The 19,567-nt window shown below is 56.5% G+C and carries 16 protein-coding genes; 15 read left to right on the top strand and 1 reads right to left on the bottom strand.

Going from position 1 to position 19,567, the window contains the following annotated elements:
* Nucleotides 1-24: 24 nt before the first annotated feature.
* Genes BM347_RS05290 through BM347_RS05280 form a run of 3 tightly spaced genes read left to right on the top strand, consistent with a single transcriptional unit; the run spans nucleotide 25 to nucleotide 2,925 of the window.
* Complete coding sequence (locus BM347_RS05290; RefSeq protein ID WP_093915304.1) at nucleotides 25-1,128, top strand: mandelate racemase/muconate lactonizing enzyme family protein; 1,104 nt, start codon at nucleotides 25-27, stop codon at nucleotides 1,126-1,128.
* 4 nt (nucleotides 1,129-1,132) lie between these two features.
* Nucleotides 1,133-2,170, top strand: coding sequence for a zinc-dependent alcohol dehydrogenase (locus tag BM347_RS05285; protein ID WP_093915303.1), 1,038 nt, complete (start codon nucleotides 1,133-1,135; stop codon nucleotides 2,168-2,170).
* Nucleotides 2,167-2,925 carry an SDR family oxidoreductase gene (locus tag BM347_RS05280; protein WP_093915302.1) on the top strand — a complete coding sequence of 253 codons (759 nt, stop codon included), beginning with the start codon at nucleotides 2,167-2,169 and terminating at the stop codon, nucleotides 2,923-2,925. Before BM347_RS05285 ends, BM347_RS05280 begins: the two co-directional genes overlap by 4 nt.
* Nucleotides 2,926-2,987: 62 nt before the next feature.
* Here the strand turns inward: BM347_RS05280 and BM347_RS05275 are convergent, their stop codons facing one another.
* Entirely contained in the window at nucleotides 2,988-4,784 is a 1,797-nt protein-coding gene (locus BM347_RS05275; protein WP_175498490.1) for an IlvD/Edd family dehydratase, read from the bottom strand.
* A 268-nt stretch (nucleotides 4,785-5,052) separates the two neighbouring features.
* On the opposite strand from BM347_RS05275, the gene BM347_RS05270 reads away from it, so the two are divergent.
* From BM347_RS05270 to BM347_RS05205, 12 genes are all read left to right on the top strand, one after another.
* Entirely contained in the window at nucleotides 5,053-6,072 is a 1,020-nt protein-coding gene (locus tag BM347_RS05270) for a TRAP transporter substrate-binding protein (protein ID WP_093915301.1), read from the top strand.
* Nucleotides 6,073-6,165: 93 nt separating this feature from the next.
* On the top strand, nucleotides 6,166-7,014 hold the full coding sequence (locus BM347_RS05265) for a TRAP transporter small permease subunit (RefSeq protein ID WP_093915300.1): 849 nt from the start codon (nucleotides 6,166-6,168) through the stop codon (nucleotides 7,012-7,014).
* The gene (locus BM347_RS17660) at nucleotides 7,014-8,834 is read left to right on the top strand and encodes a TRAP transporter large permease (RefSeq protein WP_245764189.1); all 1,821 of its coding nucleotides are present in this window, start codon (nucleotides 7,014-7,016) and stop codon (nucleotides 8,832-8,834) included. The genes BM347_RS05265 and BM347_RS17660 overlap by 1 nt, the downstream gene beginning before the upstream one ends.
* Before the next feature lie 12 nt (nucleotides 8,835-8,846).
* Entirely contained in the window at nucleotides 8,847-9,794 is a 948-nt protein-coding gene (locus BM347_RS05250; RefSeq protein ID WP_093915299.1) for a phytanoyl-CoA dioxygenase family protein, read from the top strand.
* A gap of 233 nt (nucleotides 9,795-10,027) precedes the next feature.
* Entirely contained in the window at nucleotides 10,028-10,918 is an 891-nt protein-coding gene (locus tag BM347_RS05240; RefSeq protein ID WP_093915297.1) for an NAD(P)-dependent oxidoreductase, read from the top strand.
* Between the two features lie 587 nt (nucleotides 10,919-11,505).
* Nucleotides 11,506-12,477, top strand: a complete 972-nt coding sequence (locus tag BM347_RS05235) for an ABC transporter ATP-binding protein (protein WP_245764188.1) — start codon at nucleotides 11,506-11,508, stop codon at nucleotides 12,475-12,477.
* Complete coding sequence (locus tag BM347_RS05230) at nucleotides 12,474-13,568, top strand: ABC transporter ATP-binding protein (protein WP_093915295.1); 1,095 nt, start codon at nucleotides 12,474-12,476, stop codon at nucleotides 13,566-13,568. Before BM347_RS05235 ends, BM347_RS05230 begins: the two co-directional genes overlap by 4 nt.
* Before the next feature lie 18 nt (nucleotides 13,569-13,586).
* A complete protein-coding gene (locus tag BM347_RS05225) occupies nucleotides 13,587-15,107 on the top strand; it encodes an ABC transporter substrate-binding protein (protein WP_093915294.1) in 1,521 nt (506 codons plus the stop codon).
* A 57-nt stretch (nucleotides 15,108-15,164) separates the two neighbouring features.
* Nucleotides 15,165-16,109, top strand: a complete 945-nt coding sequence (locus tag BM347_RS05220) for an ABC transporter permease (protein WP_093915293.1) — start codon at nucleotides 15,165-15,167, stop codon at nucleotides 16,107-16,109.
* Nucleotide 16,110: 1 nt separating this feature from the next.
* Nucleotides 16,111-16,986: an ABC transporter permease gene (locus BM347_RS05215; RefSeq protein WP_093915292.1), complete on the top strand. Its 876-nt coding sequence runs from the start codon at nucleotides 16,111-16,113 to the stop codon at nucleotides 16,984-16,986.
* 12 nt (nucleotides 16,987-16,998) lie between these two features.
* Nucleotides 16,999-18,780, top strand: a complete 1,782-nt coding sequence (locus BM347_RS05210) for a gamma-glutamyltransferase family protein (RefSeq protein ID WP_093915291.1) — start codon at nucleotides 16,999-17,001, stop codon at nucleotides 18,778-18,780.
* Nucleotides 18,777-19,526: a DUF1028 domain-containing protein gene (locus tag BM347_RS05205; RefSeq protein ID WP_093915290.1), complete on the top strand. Its 750-nt coding sequence runs from the start codon at nucleotides 18,777-18,779 to the stop codon at nucleotides 19,524-19,526. The genes BM347_RS05210 and BM347_RS05205 overlap by 4 nt, the downstream gene beginning before the upstream one ends.
* The last annotated feature ends 41 nt before the right edge of the window (nucleotides 19,527-19,567 follow it).

Below are 19,567 nucleotides of genomic sequence, written 5' to 3'. Positions count from 1 at the left end.
ATCTGCACAACAGGAGAGGCCTTGATGAACCCGATCGAAAACGTCGAAACTCGCTTGTTCAATGTTCCATTGGTAGAGGTTTTGACGGATGCAAAGCATGGCGACCACACGCATTTTGAGTTGGTTATTTGCACAATTACACTGGCAGGCGGGCAGACGGGCACTGGATATACCTATACCGGCGGCAAGGGCGGGCAGGCCATTGCGGCGATGATCCGTTATGATCTGGCCCCGTTCTTGGTTGGTAAAGATGCCGCTGCGGTTGAGTCATTGTATGACGAAATGCAGTGGCATGTACATTACGTGGCACGCGGCGGGATCGCGTCTTTTGCGATTTCTGCGGTCGATATCGCATTGTGGGATCTGCGTTGTAAGGCGGCGGAGCATCCACTTTGGAAGATGGCGGGAGGGGCGCGCGACCGGTGCAAGGCCTATGCTGGCGGGATTGATCTAAACTTCCCTTTACCAAAGCTGATCAAGCAAACCGAAGGCTATCTGGCGGCAGGATATAACGGTGTAAAAATTAAAGTAGGCCAGCCTGATCTGGCCGATGATATCGAACGCGTCGCGGCCATCCGCGCGGCAATAGGACCAGACCGCGCATTGATGGTCGATGCGAACTATTCCATGACAGTGCCAGAGGCGATTGCCGCCGCGAACGCCTTTGCCGACTATAACGTTTTGTGGTTCGAAGAACCGACCATTCCAGATGATTATGTGGGCTATGGCGAGATAGCAGATGCGACAGGCGTGCCACTGGCGATGGGTGAAAACCTCCACACGATCCATGAATTCGAATATGCGTTTCGCGATTCCAAGTTGAGCTTTATTCAACCAGATGCGTCCAACTGTGGTGGTATTACGGGTTGGTTACAGGTTGCGGCGCTTGCCAAACAACATGGCATTCCGGTGTGCAGCCACGGGATGCAAGAACTCCACGTAAGCCTGGTATCCAGCCAAGTGGATGCGGGCTGGCTTGAAGTGCACAGCTTTCCGATTGATCAATATACAACACGGCCCTTGCAAGTTGAAAACCACTTGGCCGTTGCCCCAAATGATGCAGGGATAGGCGTGACTTTTGATTTTGAAAAACTCGACGCGGCTCATGCGTCCATGACACCGAGGTAACATCATGACCCAGACAATTCAGGCCGCGTTTTATCGTGGTGATCGCACGTTCACCGTTGAGACAGCAGAGGCCGCTGGCCCTGCTGCGGGCGAGGTGTCTATTCGCATTGCCTATTGCGGAATTTGTGGCACCGACATGCATGTCTATCACGGCAATATGGATGCGCGCGTCGGGTTTGAACGTGTGATCGGTCATGAAATGTCAGGTGTTGTTGCCGCTGTCGGTGACGGCGTTACAGGTTTTGCCGAGGGTCAAAAGGTCGTCGTGCGCCCCTTGGATCACTGCGGCGATTGTCCGGCGTGCAACGCAGGGCATCAGCATATCTGCCACAATCTGAAATTCCTCGGCCTTGATACGAACGGCGCGATGCAGGAAATCTGGACGGTGCCGTCCCACACGGTGCATTTGCTGCCCGATGATATGCGTCTGGATCATGCCGCGTTGATCGAGCCGGTTGCAGTGGCCTGTCACGATGTGCGCATGTCGAATTTGCAAGCGGGCGAGGATGTGCTGGTCATTGGAGGCGGACCCATCGGGATGCTCTGTGCGATGGTCGCACGGGACGCGGGGGGCAATGTGGTTGTCTCCGAAGTTAATGAGGCGCGTTTGGCGATTGCTGAGAAGCTGGGATTTGACACAGTGAACCCCGCGAAAGCGGATTTGGCTGCTGCGATCCAGGAGCGGACCGGGGGCAAGGGGGCCGATGTGGTGTTTGAGGTGTCCGGTTCGCAGCCCGGTGTTGATGCAATGACGGCCTGCGCTGCCACGCGCGCGCGTATCGTCATGGTCGCCATCCATGCGCAAAAGCCGCAGATTGATCTGTTCCAGTTTTTCTGGCGCGAGCTGCAGATGGTCGGCGTGCGGGTGTATGAGCCGCAAGACTATGACAAGGCGATTTCCATCGTTGCATCTGGCGGTGTCGATGCGGAAACCTTTATCACCGACGTCAGCCCGCTGGCAGATATCCAGAAAGCGTTTGAACAGCTTGATAGCAGTCCGACCGCCCTTAAGAGCCTGATCAAGGTGGGGGATTTCGCATGACCCTGTTTGATCTTACGGGAAAAACCGCCCTTGTGACGGGCTGCAAACGTGGCATCGGGCGCGGCATGGCCGAGGCCTTGGCAGATGCAGGTGCGGACATTATCGGGGTCAGTGCAACCCTTGAGCCGGGCAGTGATGTTGAAACGGCGATCACTGCAAAGGGGCGCAGCTTCAAAGCTTATCAATGCGATTTTTCTGATCGCGCTGCGGTGCGCGGGTTTGCCGCCCAGCTCGAGGCCGATGGGATCGCGCCTGATATTCTGGTCAACAACGCAGGCACGATCAAACGTAAGCCTGCGGCAGATCATGATGACGCGCTTTGGGACGAAGTGATTGACGTGAACCTGTCGTCGCAATTCATCCTCAGCCGTGAAATCGGGCGGGGTATGGTGGCGCGCGGGTCGGGAAAGATCATCTTTACGGCGTCCCTTTTGACATTTCAGGGCGGGATCACCGTGCCGGGGTATGCTGCATCCAAGGGGGGCATCGGGCAACTGACAAAAGCATTGGCGAATGAATGGGCACCCCATGGCATCAACGTCAACGCAATCGCGCCCGGCTATATCGCGACCGACAACACCAAAGCGCTCCAAGATGATGCGGCACGGTCCAAATCGATCCTTGAACGTATCCCGCAAGGGCGTTGGGGCACGCCGCAAGATTTTGCAGGGCCGGCCGTGTTTCTTGCTTCATCCGCATCCGATTACGTGAATGGCGAAATCCTGGTTGTCGATGGCGGCTGGATGGGGCGCTAAAGCAACGCCGCGATTTCAGGGACGGGCGATTGTGACCTCGCGCATCCCCAAAAGATCGGCCATCAGTGGCTGTCCCGCGGCATGCTTTTGCGGGCCACATCGCGGTAGGATGGGGCACCGCGCAGGGTCATGCCCTTGTCCAAGCCGTTCGTAAGATCACGGAAATATTGCTGCCACGGCGTCTGGCTTTCGGGCACCTGATATCCACCATCGGCCAACAATTGGCGCGCCCGTTCGGCAAGTTCATCCAAGGGCACCAACATGTCCGCCGTGCCTTTCGCCAGATCGAACCGCACGCGGTCGCCGGTCTTGAGCAAGGCAAGCCCGCCGCTTTCGGCGGCTTCGGGGGACGCATTCAGGATCGACGGGGACCCAGACGTACCCGATTGGCGACCGTCACCAATGCAGGGCAGGGCCTCGATCCCTTGCTTCAGCAAATACGACGGCGCTCGCATGTTCACGACTTCAGCGCCGCCGGGATAGCCCTTCGGACCCGCGCCGCGCATGAACAGCACACAGTTTTCGTCAATGTTTTCTGCGGGATCGTCGATGCGCCGGTGATAGTCTTCGGTGCCGTCAAACACGATTGCGCGGCCTTCAAAGGCGTCCATATCACCGGCGTTGGACAGATACCTTTTGCGGAAATCGTCAGAGATCACGCTGGTTTTCATGATCGCACTGTCAAACAGATTGCCCTTGAGGTTAAGGAATCCTGCGTCTGTCACCAGCGGGTTTTCCAACGGGCGGATGACGTCGGTATTGGTGGCGGCGCGACCTTGGCAGTTATCGCCCATGCTGACGCCATTAACCGTAATTGCACCGGGGTGGGGCAGCAGCCCACCACCAATCAGATGTGCCACGACAGAGGGCACGCCACCCGCTCGGTGGTAATCTTCGCCCAGATACTTGCCCGCCGGTTGCAAGTTCACCAACAACGGCACCTTGTGGCCGATGTTTTGCCAGTCGTCGTTGTCCAATGGCACGCCAAGATGCGCCGCGATCGCGTTAAGATGGATCGGCGCATTGGTGGAGCCACCGATGGCCGAATTGATGACGATCGCGTTTTCGAACGCCTCGCGCGTCATGATGTCAGACGGACGCAGGTCATCCCAAACCATCTCGACGATGCGTTTGCCGGTCTCATAGGATATCTGGCCGCGTTCACGGTAGGGTGCGGGGATGGCGGCGGAGCCGGGGAGTTGCATGCCCAAGGCTTCGGCCAGTGAGTTCATGGTCGTCGCGGTGCCCATGGTGTTGCAGTACCCCACGGACGGCGCGCTTGAAGCGGCGATTTCCATGAACTCATCGCCGTCGATATCGCCCTTGGCCATGAGTTCACGCGCTTTCCAAATCACGGTGCCCGAGCCCGCGCGTTCGCCGTTCCAATAGCCGTTCAGCATCGGGCCGACGGACAGTGCAATCGCGGGGATGTTGACTGTGGCCGCCGCCATCAGAAGGGCAGGTGTGGTCTTGTCACAACCGATGTTGAGGACAACGCCATCAATCGGATAGCCATACAGCGTTTCCACAAGTGACAGATAGGCAAGGTTGCGGTCTAGGTTCGCCGTGGGGCGTTTGCCGGTTTCCTGAATGGGATGCACCGGGATTTCGATACAAGTGCCCCCCGCTGCAATGATGCCGTCCCGGACACGTTTGGTAAGCTCGATATGGTGGCGGTTGCAGGGCGAAAGGTCACTGCCGGTCTGAGCAATTGCAATGATCGGCTTGCCGCCCTGAAGTTCCTCACGGGTCAGACCATAGTTGAGATACCGTTCCAGATAGAGCGCGGTTATTTCCGGATCACCTTCGCGGTTGAACCAATCGCGAGACCGCAATTTGTCCTTGGTCATCTTTGACATGTTGTGTCCTATCTCAGCTAGATTCTTTTTTGTGATCGGGTTCGGTATTGTAAGACCATACATCGCTCGAAAGGTTTTGAAAGGCCAGACTTATCCTCAGAATTGTTTGGCAATAATATCAATTCTCCCTTTTAAAACATGTATCTACAGATTTGTTAGCGCAATCGAGAATTTAGATTGCCTAAATTTTACCTTCACTCTAGTTTCGTCATACCAAAATGAGGGGCAGTCAATGCTTCCGGACAATTTACCAAATGGGAGGAACGATATGTCCGCACTGAAAAACCTTAAGCTTGCCGCGTCTGCGGCCGCCTTGGCGATGACGGCAGCTGCCGCTGATGCGCAGCAAACGAACCTGCGTATTCAGACGCATTTTAGCCAAGAAACATTGTCCGGCAAAATGGCTGCGACGTTCATCGATGACGTTCATGCGATGTCTGGTGGAGATATCCAGATTGAGATGTTCTATGCATCATCCGTCGTGAAATCCGCCGAAACCTTCGACGCTGCTGCAACAGGTATCCTTGATTGTGATATGACTGGTGGCTCTTATCAGACCGGTAAGAACCCGGCGTTCCAGTTTACAGGCGATCTGACAGGCGGCTATGCAAACCCCTATCAGCAATACGCATGGTTGCTGCATGGCGGTGGCTATGAAGCGCTGAATGAACTCTATAACCCTTACGGTATGGAATTTGTCGGTTGGTGGATTCCGGGTCCGGAATCGCTGTCCTCCACAAGCCCCTTGGCTGGTGTTGCGGACCTTGAAGGCTGGAAGTTCCGGTCGCCTCCCGGTGTGATCACGCTGATCTTTGAAAACCTTGGCGCGTCTCCAATCGTGATGGACTTTAACGAGATCTTTACTGCGCTGGAAACAGGCATCATCGACGGTGCGGATGCGGCAAACCTGACCAACAACATCGGCCTGGGTCTTTATGATATTGCAGAGCACACAAACTACCCTGGTTTCCACTCAATGCCCGCTGACCACCTTGCGTGTAACAAGGGTGTTTGGGACGCGATGCCGGCCCACCATCAGGCGATCATGAAAGTTGCGATGCAAGCACTTGCCCTGCGCAACACAACGATCAACGAAGTTGCGAACGCAAAGAACTCCGTCATTTTGGCTGAGCAAGGCCTGAATATGTACCAGTGGTCCGAAGAGGACATGGCAACTTATCGCGGTGCGGTTCAGGACGCATGGGCTGAATTCTCCACGACGCCAGAATCCGAGGCGCTGTTGAACAGCCACCTCGACTTCCTGCGCGGCATTGGTGCCATGAAGTAAGGCCGAGAGGTTTGAGATCAGAAAACGGCGGGGGCTTTCCCCGCCGTTTTCACCTTAGAGAGTAAGCAAGTTAGACCATGGCGGGGGCACATGATGAGCGATGCACAAACAGGTGGATTGAAAGAATGGATATATCCTTCAGCGTTTTTGATCTGCGCGGGCTGGGTCGTCTGGCATATCCCCGCATTTATCCTTGATTGGTTCCGCCCCGAAAGCGAAAGCCTTTTCCTTCAGATTTCAGAACTGCACATGCGCAAAGGCGTGCTGCCTAATTTGGGTGGCTTGTTTGGCGGCTTCGCGAATGTGATTGATTGGGTTGCACTGATACTGATCCCGGTTTTCGCGTATCTTGGGTCGCGGTCTGTTGTGGTCGCGCCAATGGAATTCGAACGCTGGCGACGGTGGGACCGTTTCGCGCTGTTCATTGGGCGCGCTACGATGATGATGATCCTAGCCATGACCTGCGTGATGCTGTTTGAAGTATTCATGCGATACGCCGTTGAAAAACCAACAAAATGGGCGAACGAGCTGACGCTTTGGATCGCCGGTTTCGTGTTTCTATGTTCGGGCTTTTACGCCATGCAGCAACGCTGCCATATCCGCATTTCGATCTTGTATGACGTGGTGCCGCGCCCCATTCGCAAGCTGTTTGACGTTTTGTCGACGCTGATGATCGTGACCTTTTCGGTCGGGTTGGTGTTTGGCAGCTATAAGCAGGTGTTCATCAACAAACTATACCGCTGGGAGATGTTCGGCACGGCCTTTGATCCGCCGATCCCGGCGACGATCCAACCGATGATCCTGATCATCCTTATGCTGATTTCCGTACAGGCGATTGCCAACCTTATTGCCGACTGGCACCTCGACCCGGAATTTTACTCACACGACGAGATCGACGAAGATGAAATCGCCGCAATCAAACGCAGCATCGGAGTCGAATAATGGATATTGGCTCAATTTCAATGATCGTCGTCTTGGGCATGATCGTCTTGCTGGCGATTGGTATGCCACTTGGATTTGCATCTGCCGTACTTGCGCTTTTGGTACTGGTGTTGAAGTTCGAACCCACCATCCTGACCGCGCCGTGGACCATTGGGGACGGGATGCTGACGGGCAACCCGGGGACGGGGGCCCTTTATCTTCTGACGCAGAAGATATTCGATCTGATGACCGAATATGTCCTCATATCCGTGCCGTTGTTTATCTTCATGGCGGCACTGCTTGAGCGTTCGGGCATCGCCAAGGAAATGTACAACGCACTTGATTTCTGGTTGGCACGGGTACGTGGCGGCGTGGCGATTGTGACGTCCTTGATGGCTGTCATCATGGCTGCGATGTCTGGGATTATTGGGGGCGAAGTTGTGCTGCTGGGCCTGATCGCGCTGCCGCAAATGCTGCGCCTTGGCTATAACCAGAACCTCGCGATTGGCACGATCTGTGCCTCGGGGTCCTTGGGCACGATGATCCCGCCTTCGATTGTCCTCATCATCTACGGGTTGATCACCGAGACGTCGATCAAGGCTTTGTTCACGGGGGCGTTTGTGCCCGGTTTCATGCTTGCGTCGATGATCATTATCTACATCCTGATCCGGGTGAATTTGGATCACAGTCAGGCACCGTTGCCTGAAGACCCGCCCGATGGCGGCATCTCCGAGGTTGGGATCTCGGCCGCGCCCAAGCTGGTCTTTAGCGCGTTGTGGACCGCCTTTACCGTGATGTTGCTGACCCTCTTGGTGGGCTGGATACTGACTGTGTCAATCCCGACATTGGGCGAAATGGTTGCGGGGCGGCCCAAGACGGTGATCTTTGGTTTCATCATAACCGGCCTGATGTTCTTGATGTCACGATCCGGAAAAGGGCAAGCATTTTTAGCGTTCCTGAGCGTGCTTGGCGCGGGCTTTGCCGCATTGCTGTTGGCCCGGGTTCTGTTCTTTACGATCTTCGGTCAAAACATTCTGGAAGAGGGCGAAGACCCCATCGTTATGGGGATGCCCCATCACATCCCGTACATTGCGGGGGCCGTTGCCATTGGATTGGCGTTGGCGTTTGGGCTTTTCGGGGCCAGACGTACTGCCATCGGGTGGGAGCACGGCAAAGGGCTGGTTCCCCCGATCACGGTTATTGGCGTTGTTCTGGGGTCCATTTATGGCGGCATTACCGGCATCACTGAGGCCGCGGGCATGGGCGCATTTGCTGTTCTCGTCATCGCATTACTGCGCGGTGAGGCCAGTGTTGGGCTGTTGTGGGACGCAATGATGCGCACGCTGAAATCCACAGGTACGATTATCTGGGTCACCATCGGGGCTGCAGCCTTGGCGGGCGCATACACGCTGGCAGGGGGGCCGAACTACATCGCCAACCTGATCGTCGGGTCGGAAATGCCAACGATGCTGGTGTTGCTGACCATGATGCTGATCCTGCTGTTCATGGGCGCGTTCATGGATTGGGTCGGTATCGTTTTGCTGATTATTCCGGTATTCTTGCCTATCGTAAAACGCCTCCCGATTGAGGAAATCGGCCTGATCGGAACGTTGGACCCCAAGCACGTGTCGGTCTGGTTCGGGGTGCTGTTTTGTATGAACATGCAGGTCAGTTTCCTGTCGCCGCCCTTTGGGCCAGCGGCGTTCTATCTCAAATCCGTGGCTCCGCCGCACATCACATTGGTCGACATCTTCAAGGGTTTCCTGCCCTTCATCGGTGTCCAACTGTTGGCCTTGTCTGTGCTGCTTATCTGGCCGAGCATTGTAACATTGCTGCTGTAAGGAGCCGTCACCATGCTGACCCAAGTCCAAATAGACCAATTCAATCGCGACGGATATCTCGTGATTGACGATGTGGTCGATACGGCGACACGGGCGGCGGTAGAAGCAGAATACGCAGAGCTGATGGCAACGCTTTATGACACTTGGCACGCCAAGAGGCTGGTGCCCGCAGCAACACCCGGCATAGGCTTTTGGCAGATGTTGGACGTGGCATATCGTGGCGGGTTTGATTGGTATCAACCGTTGGATATATCGCTGCCGCATGCAGACATCACGGCCCAGACGCCGATGCACATCGGGCCTGCGGTGTTTAATATGGCGACGCATCCGCGCTTGTTGGATATCATCGAAAGCCTGATCGGGCCGGAACTGACGTCCAATCCCATCCAGCACGTGCGCATCAAGCCGCCCGAGGATCGGGTCGCGGAAGATGAAATCCGCGCCCATATCATAGCGACCGATTGGCATCAGGACAAAGGCGTAACGCTCGAAAGCGCAGATGAGACCGAGATGGTGACGGTCTGGCTGGCGATTACAGACGCCACGGTTGAAAACGGGTGCCTACAAGTAAAGCCAGGCATGCGCGATGAAATGCTGCCTCATTGCACGCTCAAGCAAACGGGTATCACTGATACTTACCTGCCAAAGGACGGCGCAGTTCCAACACCCGTCAAAGCAGGCGGTGCCGTTATTTTTCACCCGCTGACGCCGCATTCCAGCCTGTCCAACACATCGGACGGATACCGCTGGTCGTTTGATTTGCGTTATAATGTGACAGGCCAATCCACAGGGCGTGATCAATTCCCAAGTTTTGTAGCGCGGTCTCGCAGTGATCCGGAAACAGAGCTTCGGGATTGGAAAGTCTGGCGCGACATGTGGAAAGATGCAAAAATTCAATTATCCCAAAGCGAACATATTCCACAGCACCGTTGGCCGTCTGATGGCCCTTACTGCGCATGATCTCGGTGTTGAAGCTTGACCCGACTAACAATGCTACCGTTTCGTGCAGACGGCTGAAGATCGGGCAAGGGGGGCGATGGGGCTACGGCACCCGTGTTGAGAACAGAGGGCGCACAATCTATGCTGCGGTCCTAAGGGCCGCGTCACGAACAGAAACCAAATCCGAGGCGCAAGGCTTGGGCGATTTCGTATTCGTCCCCTGGCAAATCGGCACCGTCATATAGGAGACAAAAATGACAAAACCACACATCGGATTTATCGGTCTTGGATTGATGGGCGGGGCAATGGTGTCGCGGCTGCAAGATCAAGGATATGACGTAACTGTCCTGGGCAACCGCGACCGCACGGAAATCGACAAAGCCATTGCGCGTGGCGCGCGCGAGGCCTCGTCCGCCAAAGAGGTCGCGCAGAACAGTGATATCGTCATGCTGTGCATGGGTACCTCCGAACAGGTTGAGGGGCGGCTACAGGGCGACGATGGTGTTATCGCGGGTCTGACCGCCGGCAAGGTTGTTATCGATTTTGGGACCTCCTTGCCCGCATCAACCAAAGCGATGGGCGACGCAGTTGCCGCGGCTGGCTGCACCTATCTGGATGCGCCGATCGGGCGGACGCCGAGCCATGCACTTGAGGGCAAAATCAACCTCATGTGTTCAGGTGACAAAGACGCCTACGATCGCGTGTTGCCGGTTCTCAAAGATCTCGGTGAGAACGTCTTTCACCTTGGCCAGCTTGGCAACGGGCATGCGATCAAACTGATCAACAACTTTTTTGGTCAGACCGTGGCAAGCGCTTTGGCCGAAGGTTTTGTGATGGCTGACATCGTTGGGGTTGACCGAAAGGACCTATACGAGGTGATGCACGCCGGGCCGCTCGGCTCTGTCTTTATGGACCTTATGGCGGCTTATGCGCTGGAAGGTGATCCAACAAAGCTTGCGTTTTCCATTCGCAATGCAGGCAAGGATGTTGGGTACTACGATCAGATGACCAAGGATGCGGGCGCGCCCTCGATCATGGCTGCGGGCGCTTTGGGCGCATTGCGTGATGCTGACGCTCAAGGGCGTGGTGATGCGATGGTGCCGGAACTTCTCGATTACTTTGCGGATCGTTTGAAAAACCGCTGAACAAAACGCCGCGCCAATCGACATGATTTGGCGCGGCGTTGGCCTGATGATCTTGGCCAACCTGCTGTTTTATTTATGGTATCCCGACGAAATGGGTGATCGGGACAGGCCGGATGGTCGTCCAGCCTGCGTTTAACACTTTGAAGCGGCTGAGCGCCCCAAAATGCTAAGCCTCGACCTCTAAGTATATCAGTCGTCCCTAAGTATTTTGGGAGCCTGCCTCTGTGCAGCACGGCTCTCATCTTACTTACGCTCTCCTCGTGGGTGCGATGCTGCATTCAATCCAGCCAATATTCTCAAACCCAAGGCCGCCTCTCAGTAAAGGGCGCTTGGGCGTTCTGAATACATGAATCCCGTGTTCAATCGTCAGAAATACCTCTGGTTGATGGAGTGTGTGATGTTTTTTTGTGCAAGCTTATCCGTTGACGTCTCTCCGGGCGCACTGATCGCATAATTGCTTGACTTCGAATCTTCCTGAACCATTATAAAATTGGTTCAGGCGTAGATTCGAAGCTGACGGGGATAAATTGCGGATGCCAAAACAAGCTAAACCAGATCAGCAACCTGATGGATGCGAAGACATATTGATGTCTCTTCATGATCTGGCTTTGCGGTTTAGAGGCCAAACCAACGATGTCATTGACCGCATTAGCCTGACCGTCAAACGCGGTGAAGTTCTGTGCGTGGTTGGTGAATCCGGGTGCGGCAAGAGCGTAACAGCAATGGCACTAATGGGGCTGTTACCCACTGAATTTGCAAAGATTTCATCGGGAATCTTGGGTATTCAGGCCACCCGGCTGGACCTGTCCAAAGTGACCATGCCAACCGCTATGCGTGGCAACGACATCGCTATGATTTTTCAAGAACCTATGACTTCGCTTAACCCCTCATTCACCATCGGCAACCAGATTATCGAGGCTATTTTGCAGCATAGCGCAGGCAGTCGTACGGACGCGCAGGCGCGTGCTTTGCACATGTTGCAACGCGTTGGGATCGCCAATCCCGAGCAACGACTGTCGGAATTCCCGCACCAATTGTCAGGTGGTATGCGCCAACGGGTGATGATCGCCATGGCGCTGGCCAATGACCCCAAAATACTGATTGCGGATGAACCAACGACCGCGCTGGATGTGACGATACAGGCGCAGATCCTCGATTTGATCCGCGATCTAAGCGATGAGACAGGCATGGGTACGATCATGATCACCCATGATCTGGGCGTTGTGGCGGAAATCGCTGACACCGTTGCGGTAATGTATGGGGGGCAGGTGGTCGAACGAGGCGCGGTTGCCGAAGTGTTCAACGATCCTCAGCACCCCTACACAATCGGCCTGATGAGCGCGATGCCTCAGCTGGACAAGCCGGGGGGCAAACTGGCAACGGTTCCAGGCACCGTGCCCTCGGTTGCAAATATGCCAGAGGGGTGCCGCTTTCGCACCCGCTGCGTTTTTGCCACGCAACGCTGCCAGGTCCGGCCGCCGCTGTCCAATACCACACAAGGGCACGACGTGGCCTGCCATTACGCCCCAATCGAGGCGAACCTGTCGGTGGCGCTATGACAGATGATATCATCCTCGACGCCGTCGACCTTGTGAAAAATTTTGGCGATGCAAGCTCTTGGCTCTCGCGGGCACCCGTTGTGCAGGCGGTGTCGGGCGTGTCGTTGCAGGTCAGACGCGGTGAAACTTTCGCAATTGTGGGCGAAAGCGGATGTGGGAAATCAACCCTGGCACGCGCGTTGATGCGGCTTTTGGCACCGACCTCGGGCAAGGTCTTGTTTGATGGAAATGACATCAGCGACACGCGCGGCGCTGACCTGCGCAAGCTCAGAAAAGACATGCAGTTCATTTTCCAAGACCCGTTTTCGTCGCTCAACCCGCGCATGAGCGTGGGCAAACTGGTGGGCGAACCGCTAGAGGTCCATGCCCCCGAGCTGAGCGCGCAACAGCGGCGTGATCGGGTCGCGGATTTACTGCGCCGCGTCGGGCTACGGGCTGAATATGCGGGACGCTATCCGCATGAATTCAGCGGTGGACAGCGACAGCGGATCGGGATTGCACGCGCACTTGCCTCTGGCCCCAAGCTAATCATCGGCGACGAACCTGTATCGGCGCTGGATGTCTCGGTTCAGGCTCAGGTGATTAACCTGCTTGGGGACCTATCGCGCGATATGGGACTGACGTTGGTGATCATTGCCCATGATCTGGCCGTGATCCGCCACATGAGCGACCGTGTCGCGGTGATGTATTTGGGCCAGATCGTCGAGAGCGGGCCCACAGCGCAGGTATATGACAGCCCGCGTCACCCTTATACGCAGGCGCTGCTGGCGTCGATCCCGGTCATGGGCAGCACGCCCGGCAGAGATAAGACAACCGTATTGGGCGAGATGCCCAGCCCGGCCGCACCGCCGCAGGGGTGCCGTTTTCATACGCGCTGCCCGCATGCGCAGGCCATATGCAAGACGGACAGGCCTGCGCTGGAAGGCGATACATCCGATGGTCATCAGGTTGCATGTCACTTTTGGGACAGCCTTGCCAGTGCCGCACCATTGCCAAACCCACAACCAAAAACCAAGGCCGCAGAAGCCCGGTTTGCCCTGTACCGCGCTGCGGTCGAGGGTGGGACCGTAAAACACAACACCGAACAATAAACAGAGAGGACCTGACCTATGCTAAACTTAAAAACTGCTGTAATCACCGCCTTGTTGGGGGCCACAGCGCTGACCGCCAGCCCGGCCTTTGCCAAGGATCTGCGCATTGCGCTGCAATCTGATGCCGATGTGCTTGATCCCGATCAATCACGTACCTTTGTGGGGCGTATTGTATATGCGTCCTTGTGCGACAAGCTGGTGGATATCACCCCTGATCTGGAAATCATTCCACAACTGGCGACCTCATGGGTAACCTCGGATGACGGCACGTCGGTCACTATGCAACTGCGCGAGGGCGTGTTGTTCCACGACGGCACCGCTTTCAATGCCGAGGCCGTCGCGGCCAATATCGAACGTTCGCAAACCATGGACGAGTCGCGCCGCAAGTCCGAGCTGAAATCAATCACCTCGACCGAAGTGACGGGAGAGTATGAAATCAAGCTGAACCTCGCGGGTCCGGATGCCACGCTTCTGGCACAACTGGCGGACCGCGCAGGCATGATGGTGTCCCCGACGGCGGCAAACGCAGCGGGCGTGGATTTTGGTTTGAACCCCGTTTGCTCGGGCGCGTTCAGCTTTACCGAGCGTGTCGCGCAGGACAAGATTGTACTAACGAAGTTCGCCGACTACTGGAACGCGGATGAGATCCACTTTGACTCCGTGACGTTCCTGCCGATCCCCGACACCACCGTGCGCTTGGCCAACCTGCAATCGGGCGATATCGACATGCTTGAGAGGCTGGCAGCCACCGATTTGACGCAGGCCAATGGCGATGACAGCATCGTCGTCGAAAGCGCCGTGTCGCTCGGCTATCAGGGTATCACCTTCAACATCAACAACGGTGAAAAAGGCGACAATCCTTGGGGCAATGACAAACGTCTGCGTCAGGCGCTGAGCTATGCCATTGACCGCGAAGCATTGAACCAAGTGGTTTTTGAAGGCGCGTTCGCGCCGGGCAACCAGTCCTTCCCATCGTCCTCGCCGTGGTACAACGCCAGCCTGCCACTCGAGGGGGCGGATGTAGCAAAAGCCAAGGCGCTTTTGACCGAAGCCGGTTTCGCAGATGGGATTGACCTTGAAGTGCAAGTGCCAAACTCGACCGAGCCGCTTGCCGTGATGCAGGTGGTGCAGGCGATGGCTGCGCAGGCGGGGATCAACATCCAACTGACCTCCAAAGAGTTTGCGACATTGCTGGCCGACCAATCCGCTGGCGACTTCACCGCAAGCCAGATCGGCTGGTCGGGCCGCGTCGACCCGGATGGCAACAACCACTCCTTCATGGTCGAGGGTGGCGGATTGAATGACGCGAAATACTCCAACCCCAAGATGGACGAGCTGATGAATGCCGCGCGGGTCGCCCCGACAACGGCGGAACGCAAAGCGTTCTATGACGAAGCAATGGTTATTATGCTCGACGATTTGCCGCGTTTGTTCCTGTACCACGTGAACTGGATCTGGGCCTACAGCGACAACATGAAGGGCTTTACCGCCTATCCTGACGGGATGATCCGCCTAGAAGGCGTCACCTGGACGGAATAATTCCTTCGCCCGCGCGGGACATCGCTGCCGTGCGGGCATTTACACAAAAGGACTGACATGCTGCCGTTTCTGTTTCGACGCATTCTGATTGCTTTGCCGACGATCGTGCTGATCTCGATCTTTGTGTTCGCACTGCAAAAATTATTGCCCGGTGATCCTCTGTTGGTTCTGGCGGGCGAAGAGCGCGACCCCGAGACATTGGCGTTGCTGCGCGAAAAATACCGATTTAACGATCCCATCTGGATGCAATATTTCGCGTGGGTCGGAAACGCGCTTCAAGGTGATCTGGGCGTTTCCCTGCGCACCAACCAACCGGTGACTGAACTGATGGGCCAAAAGCTGCCCGTCACAATCCAGCTGGCCGTGATGTCCATGATCTTTGCTTTGGTGATTGGCATTCCCGCGGGCATTCTATCAGCGGTCAAAAAAGGCACCGCGACAGATTACATTGCAAATCTTGTGGCGCTGTCGGGGCTTTCAATACCGAATTTCTGGCTTGGCATCATGCTGATCCTGCTGGTGTCGGTGAAATGGCAATTGCTGCCCGCTTCGGGCTACGTGCCTTTGTCCGAAGATATTTGGCAATCCGTTCGTACAATGCTGATGCCATCCTTTGTCCTTGGGACGGCTTTGGCCGCAACTCTCATGCGGCACACGCGATCATCGATGCTAAGCGTCATGAACGCTGATTACGTGCGCACGGCACGGGCCAAGGGATTGGCGGAGCGGGTTGTGATCCTCAAGCATGCGCTGCGCAATGCGCTGACCCCGATCGTGACGCTGACAGCGCTGTTGTTTGGCGAACTTGTTGCCGGTGCCGTCCTGACCGAGCAGATTTTCACCATCCCCGGCTTTGGCAAGCTGATCGTGGATGCAGTTTTCAACCGTGATTACGCGGTTGTGCAGGGCGTCGTTCTGGTCACAGCGGCAGGTTTCATCGTGATGAACCTATTTGCCGACATGATGTATTTCGTTCTCAACCCACGCCTGAGGGAGCAATAATATGACCAACACTGCCCTCGCTTCCGAGCCGGTTCTCACCGCAAAAACGGAAAACCGTGTCTGGAAGAAATTCCGCAGCCATAAAAGCGCAATGGTTGGCGGCGTGCTGGTTGCCTTCTTCATTCTTATCGCCATCGCGGCCCCCATCCTGCCGATCCCTGATCCCGCTGCCACTGATTGGGGGGCGGTGCGCAAGGCACCCAGCTTGGCGCATTGGATGGGAACGGACGAGATTGGCCGCGACGTCCTGTCCCGCATGATCTGGGGCGCGCAGGCGTCCCTTCTTGCGGGGGTCGTTTCGGTCAGTATTGCGATTGCGATAGGGGTGCCGCTGGGGCTGATTGCGGGCTTTTTCGGCGGTTGGTCTGATGCAGTGATCTCGCGCTGCACAGAGGCGCTTTTGGCGGCTCCCTTTCTAATCCTCGCTATTGCGCTAGCGGCATTTCTGGGGCCATCGCTGACAAATGCGATGATTGCGATCGGGATATCGGCAACGCCGATCTTTATTCGCCTGACGCGCGGCGAGGTTATCAACGTTAAATCAGAGGATTACGTCGACAGCGCCCGCGCGATTGGCCTGCCAACACCGCGCATCCTCAGCCGCTATATACTGCCCAACGTCCTGCCGCCGATCCTTGTGCAGGCCACGCTGACGATTGCCACGGCAATTATCGCAGAAGCGGCGCTTTCCTTTCTGGGCCTTGGGCAACAACCGCCCGACCCAAGCTGGGGGTCGATGCTGAACACAGCGAAAAACTTTCTCAACCAAGCACCATGGATGGCACTGTGGCCTGGAATTTCAATCTTTTTGGTCGTGCTTGGCTTTAACCTTTTGGGCGACGGGCTGCGCGATGCGCTTGACCCGCGCGAACATTAATCCGGAGATATAATGACTGACTTTACAACTCGCCCCGAGATACGTGGGACATTCGGTGCCGCCACCTCGACACATTGGATTGCGTCAGCCGTTGGCATGAGCATCTTGGAAAAAGGCGGTAACGCGTTTGACGCAGCCGTGGCCACCGCGCTGGTATTGCAGGTGGTAGAGCCCCATCTGAACGGTCCGGCAGGGGATATGCCCGCAATCTTCTATTCCGCCAAAACCGAAAAGGTAGAGGTGCTCTGCGCGCAGGGTGTCGCCCCCGAAGCTGCGACAATCGCACATTTCAAAGAGCAGGGGCTGACGTTGATCCCGGGTTCCGGTTTGCTGGCTACGGTGGTGCCGGGCGCATTTGACGGCTGGATGCTGATGCTGCGCGATCACGGCACCATGGGCCTGCGCGACGTGATGCAACCGGCCATTGATTATGCCCGCGACGGGCATCCGATGTTGCCCCGCGTGGCACATACGATTGCCGGTCTGGCAGATTTTTTTGCGCAGGAGTGGCCCACATCCGCGGATGTCTGGACACCGGGCGGCAAGGCCCCCGAACCCCACGCATTGTTCAAGAATCCCGACCTTGCCGCGACCTACGACCGGCTGGCGTCAGCCGCTGGCGAAACGCGCGAGGCGCAGATCGACGCCGCCCGCGCAGAATGGCGCGAAGGCTTTGTGGCGGATGCGATTTTTGACTACCTCAAGGACGCCAATGTGATGGACGTGTCCGAAACCAAGCACGCGGCCGTTCTCGCTCCCGCTGATATGGTGGCTTGGCGCGCAAGCTATGAGGCCCCCTTGTCCTATGACTATCATGGCTGGACGGTTCACAAGACCCAGTCGTGGTCGCAGGGTCCGGTCATGTTGCAGGCTTTGGCGATCCTCAAGGGCGTTGATCTGGCATCCATGGATCCAAATGGCGCAGAATTTGTACATACGGTCATTGAGGCCATGAAACTGGCCTATGCCGACCGCGAAGCCTATTATGGTGATCCGGATTTCAGCGAGATCCCGATGGAAGCACTGCTGAGCGACGCCTACAATGACGAACGCCGCAAGCTGATCGGACGCCAAGCGTCGACGGAACAACGACCTGGCCGTGTGGCAGGGTTCGAGGCGTTGGCCGACGCCTATATTGAGCGCAGCCAACGCGATTTCAACGTGGGCGCAGTCGCGGCACAGGAACCGACCATGTCGCATCTGACCGAGAAACGCGGCGACACAGTGCATCTCGACATCATTGATCGCTGGGGCAATATGGTGGCTGCTACGCCGTCTGGCGGCTGGCTGCAAAGCTCGCCGGTCATTCCGGGCCTAGGCTTCCCGCTCAATTCGCGGGCACAAATGTTCTGGCTCGATGACGGTCTGCCGACATCGCTGGTGCCCAAAAGCCGGCCGCGTACAACGCTGACGCCCAGCCTTGCCGAAAAGGACGGCACGCAGCTGGTGTTTGGCACACCGGGCGGCGACCAGCAGGACCAGTGGCAGTTGATCTGGTTCTTGCGCTTTGTGCATTTTGGCTGGGACTTACAGAAAGGGATGGACGCACCACTTTTTCATTCGATGCATTTCCAAGGCTCCTTTTTCCCGCGCGAAGTCCGAACCTGCGAGATGATGATCGAACCGGGTGTCGGCGAGGATGTCATCGCAGACCTGCGGGCGCGGGGGCATAAGGTGATCGTTGCTGACCCGTGGACCGTTGGCCGTATGACCGCCGCGATGCGTGAACCCGACGGGATCTTGCGCGCCGCCGCAACGCCGCGCCTGATGCAAGCTTATGCGGTGGGCCGATGACCTATTCTCTGATTGCACGAGATACCGATGGCAGTATCGGGCTGATCGTGGCCAGCAAGTTTTTTGCCTGCGGGGCGGCCGTGCCATATGTATCGGGTTCCTGCGCCATCGCGAGCCAAGCCTTCTGCAACCCGATCTGGGGCACAGAAGGACGCGCGCGCATGATGGCAGGGGAAAGCGCCAAAGATGTGTTGCAGGATTTGGTCGCGCGCGACCAAGGACGTGCAATCAGGCAGGCCCATATGATGGACACATCGGGGAATTTTGCCGCCCATACCGGTGCAGAATGTGTGGATTTCGCCGGGCATATTTTGCACGAGGATCATTCGGTTGCCGGCAACATGTTAGCCGGTCCACGTGTGATCGAAGCAACCTCGGAGGCGTTCATAAAAAACTCAAACCTCGCTTTTGCCGACCGCCTCATCACGGCAATGAAGGCCGGCGAAGAGGCGGGTGGTGACAAACGCGGACGGCAGGCTGCGGGTTTGGTGATACATTGCGGTGAGGACCACCCGTGGCTTGACCTGCGTGCGGATGACCATGCCGACCCATTGTCAGAACTGGCGCGGCTTTGGAACGTCGCGCAAGAGCGCTATGTGCATTTCGCCAAAGGCATGCCTACCAAGGCGCGGTTTTCTGGCAATCCTACACGCGACAGCATCGACGCCGATATCGCAGCGGCGTTGGAAAAGCGTATCGCAGAGGGTAGGACAAGTCAGTCACATGCAGTAGAGAACGAGCAATAACAAATAGCAATGCCTGCAACCAACTGACAAAAGAGACATCC

Origin of the sequence: Sulfitobacter marinus (assembly GCF_900116285.1) — a bacterium.
GTDB lineage: Bacteria > Pseudomonadota > Alphaproteobacteria > Rhodobacterales > Rhodobacteraceae > Sulfitobacter > Sulfitobacter marinus.
This window is presented reverse-complemented; position numbering and strand designations above follow the sequence as displayed.

What these genes read in the sequence shown, in the direction of transcription:
- BM347_RS05290 (WP_093915304.1), top strand. Translation starts at nt 25, where the DNA reads ATGAACCCGATCGAAAACGTCGAAACTCGCTTGTTCAATGTTCCATTG.
- BM347_RS05285 (WP_093915303.1), top strand. Translation starts at nt 1,133, where the DNA reads ATGACCCAGACAATTCAGGCCGCGTTTTATCGTGGTGATCGCACGTTC.
- BM347_RS05280 (WP_093915302.1), top strand. Translation starts at nt 2,167, where the DNA reads ATGACCCTGTTTGATCTTACGGGAAAAACCGCCCTTGTGACGGGCTGC.
- BM347_RS05275 (WP_175498490.1), bottom strand. Translation starts at nt 4,784, where the DNA reads ATGTCAAAGATGACCAAGGACAAATTGCGGTCTCGCGATTGGTTCAAC.
- BM347_RS05270 (WP_093915301.1), top strand. Translation starts at nt 5,053, where the DNA reads ATGTCCGCACTGAAAAACCTTAAGCTTGCCGCGTCTGCGGCCGCCTTG.
- BM347_RS05265 (WP_093915300.1), top strand. Translation starts at nt 6,166, where the DNA reads ATGAGCGATGCACAAACAGGTGGATTGAAAGAATGGATATATCCTTCA.
- BM347_RS17660 (WP_245764189.1), top strand. Translation starts at nt 7,014, where the DNA reads ATGGATATTGGCTCAATTTCAATGATCGTCGTCTTGGGCATGATCGTC.
- BM347_RS05250 (WP_093915299.1), top strand. Translation starts at nt 8,847, where the DNA reads ATGCTGACCCAAGTCCAAATAGACCAATTCAATCGCGACGGATATCTC.
- BM347_RS05240 (WP_093915297.1), top strand. Translation starts at nt 10,028, where the DNA reads ATGACAAAACCACACATCGGATTTATCGGTCTTGGATTGATGGGCGGG.
- BM347_RS05235 (WP_245764188.1), top strand. Translation starts at nt 11,506, where the DNA reads ATGTCTCTTCATGATCTGGCTTTGCGGTTTAGAGGCCAAACCAACGAT.
- BM347_RS05230 (WP_093915295.1), top strand. Translation starts at nt 12,474, where the DNA reads ATGACAGATGATATCATCCTCGACGCCGTCGACCTTGTGAAAAATTTT.
- BM347_RS05225 (WP_093915294.1), top strand. Translation starts at nt 13,587, where the DNA reads ATGCTAAACTTAAAAACTGCTGTAATCACCGCCTTGTTGGGGGCCACA.
- BM347_RS05220 (WP_093915293.1), top strand. Translation starts at nt 15,165, where the DNA reads ATGCTGCCGTTTCTGTTTCGACGCATTCTGATTGCTTTGCCGACGATC.
- BM347_RS05215 (WP_093915292.1), top strand. Translation starts at nt 16,111, where the DNA reads ATGACCAACACTGCCCTCGCTTCCGAGCCGGTTCTCACCGCAAAAACG.
- BM347_RS05210 (WP_093915291.1), top strand. Translation starts at nt 16,999, where the DNA reads ATGACTGACTTTACAACTCGCCCCGAGATACGTGGGACATTCGGTGCC.
- BM347_RS05205 (WP_093915290.1), top strand. Translation starts at nt 18,777, where the DNA reads ATGACCTATTCTCTGATTGCACGAGATACCGATGGCAGTATCGGGCTG.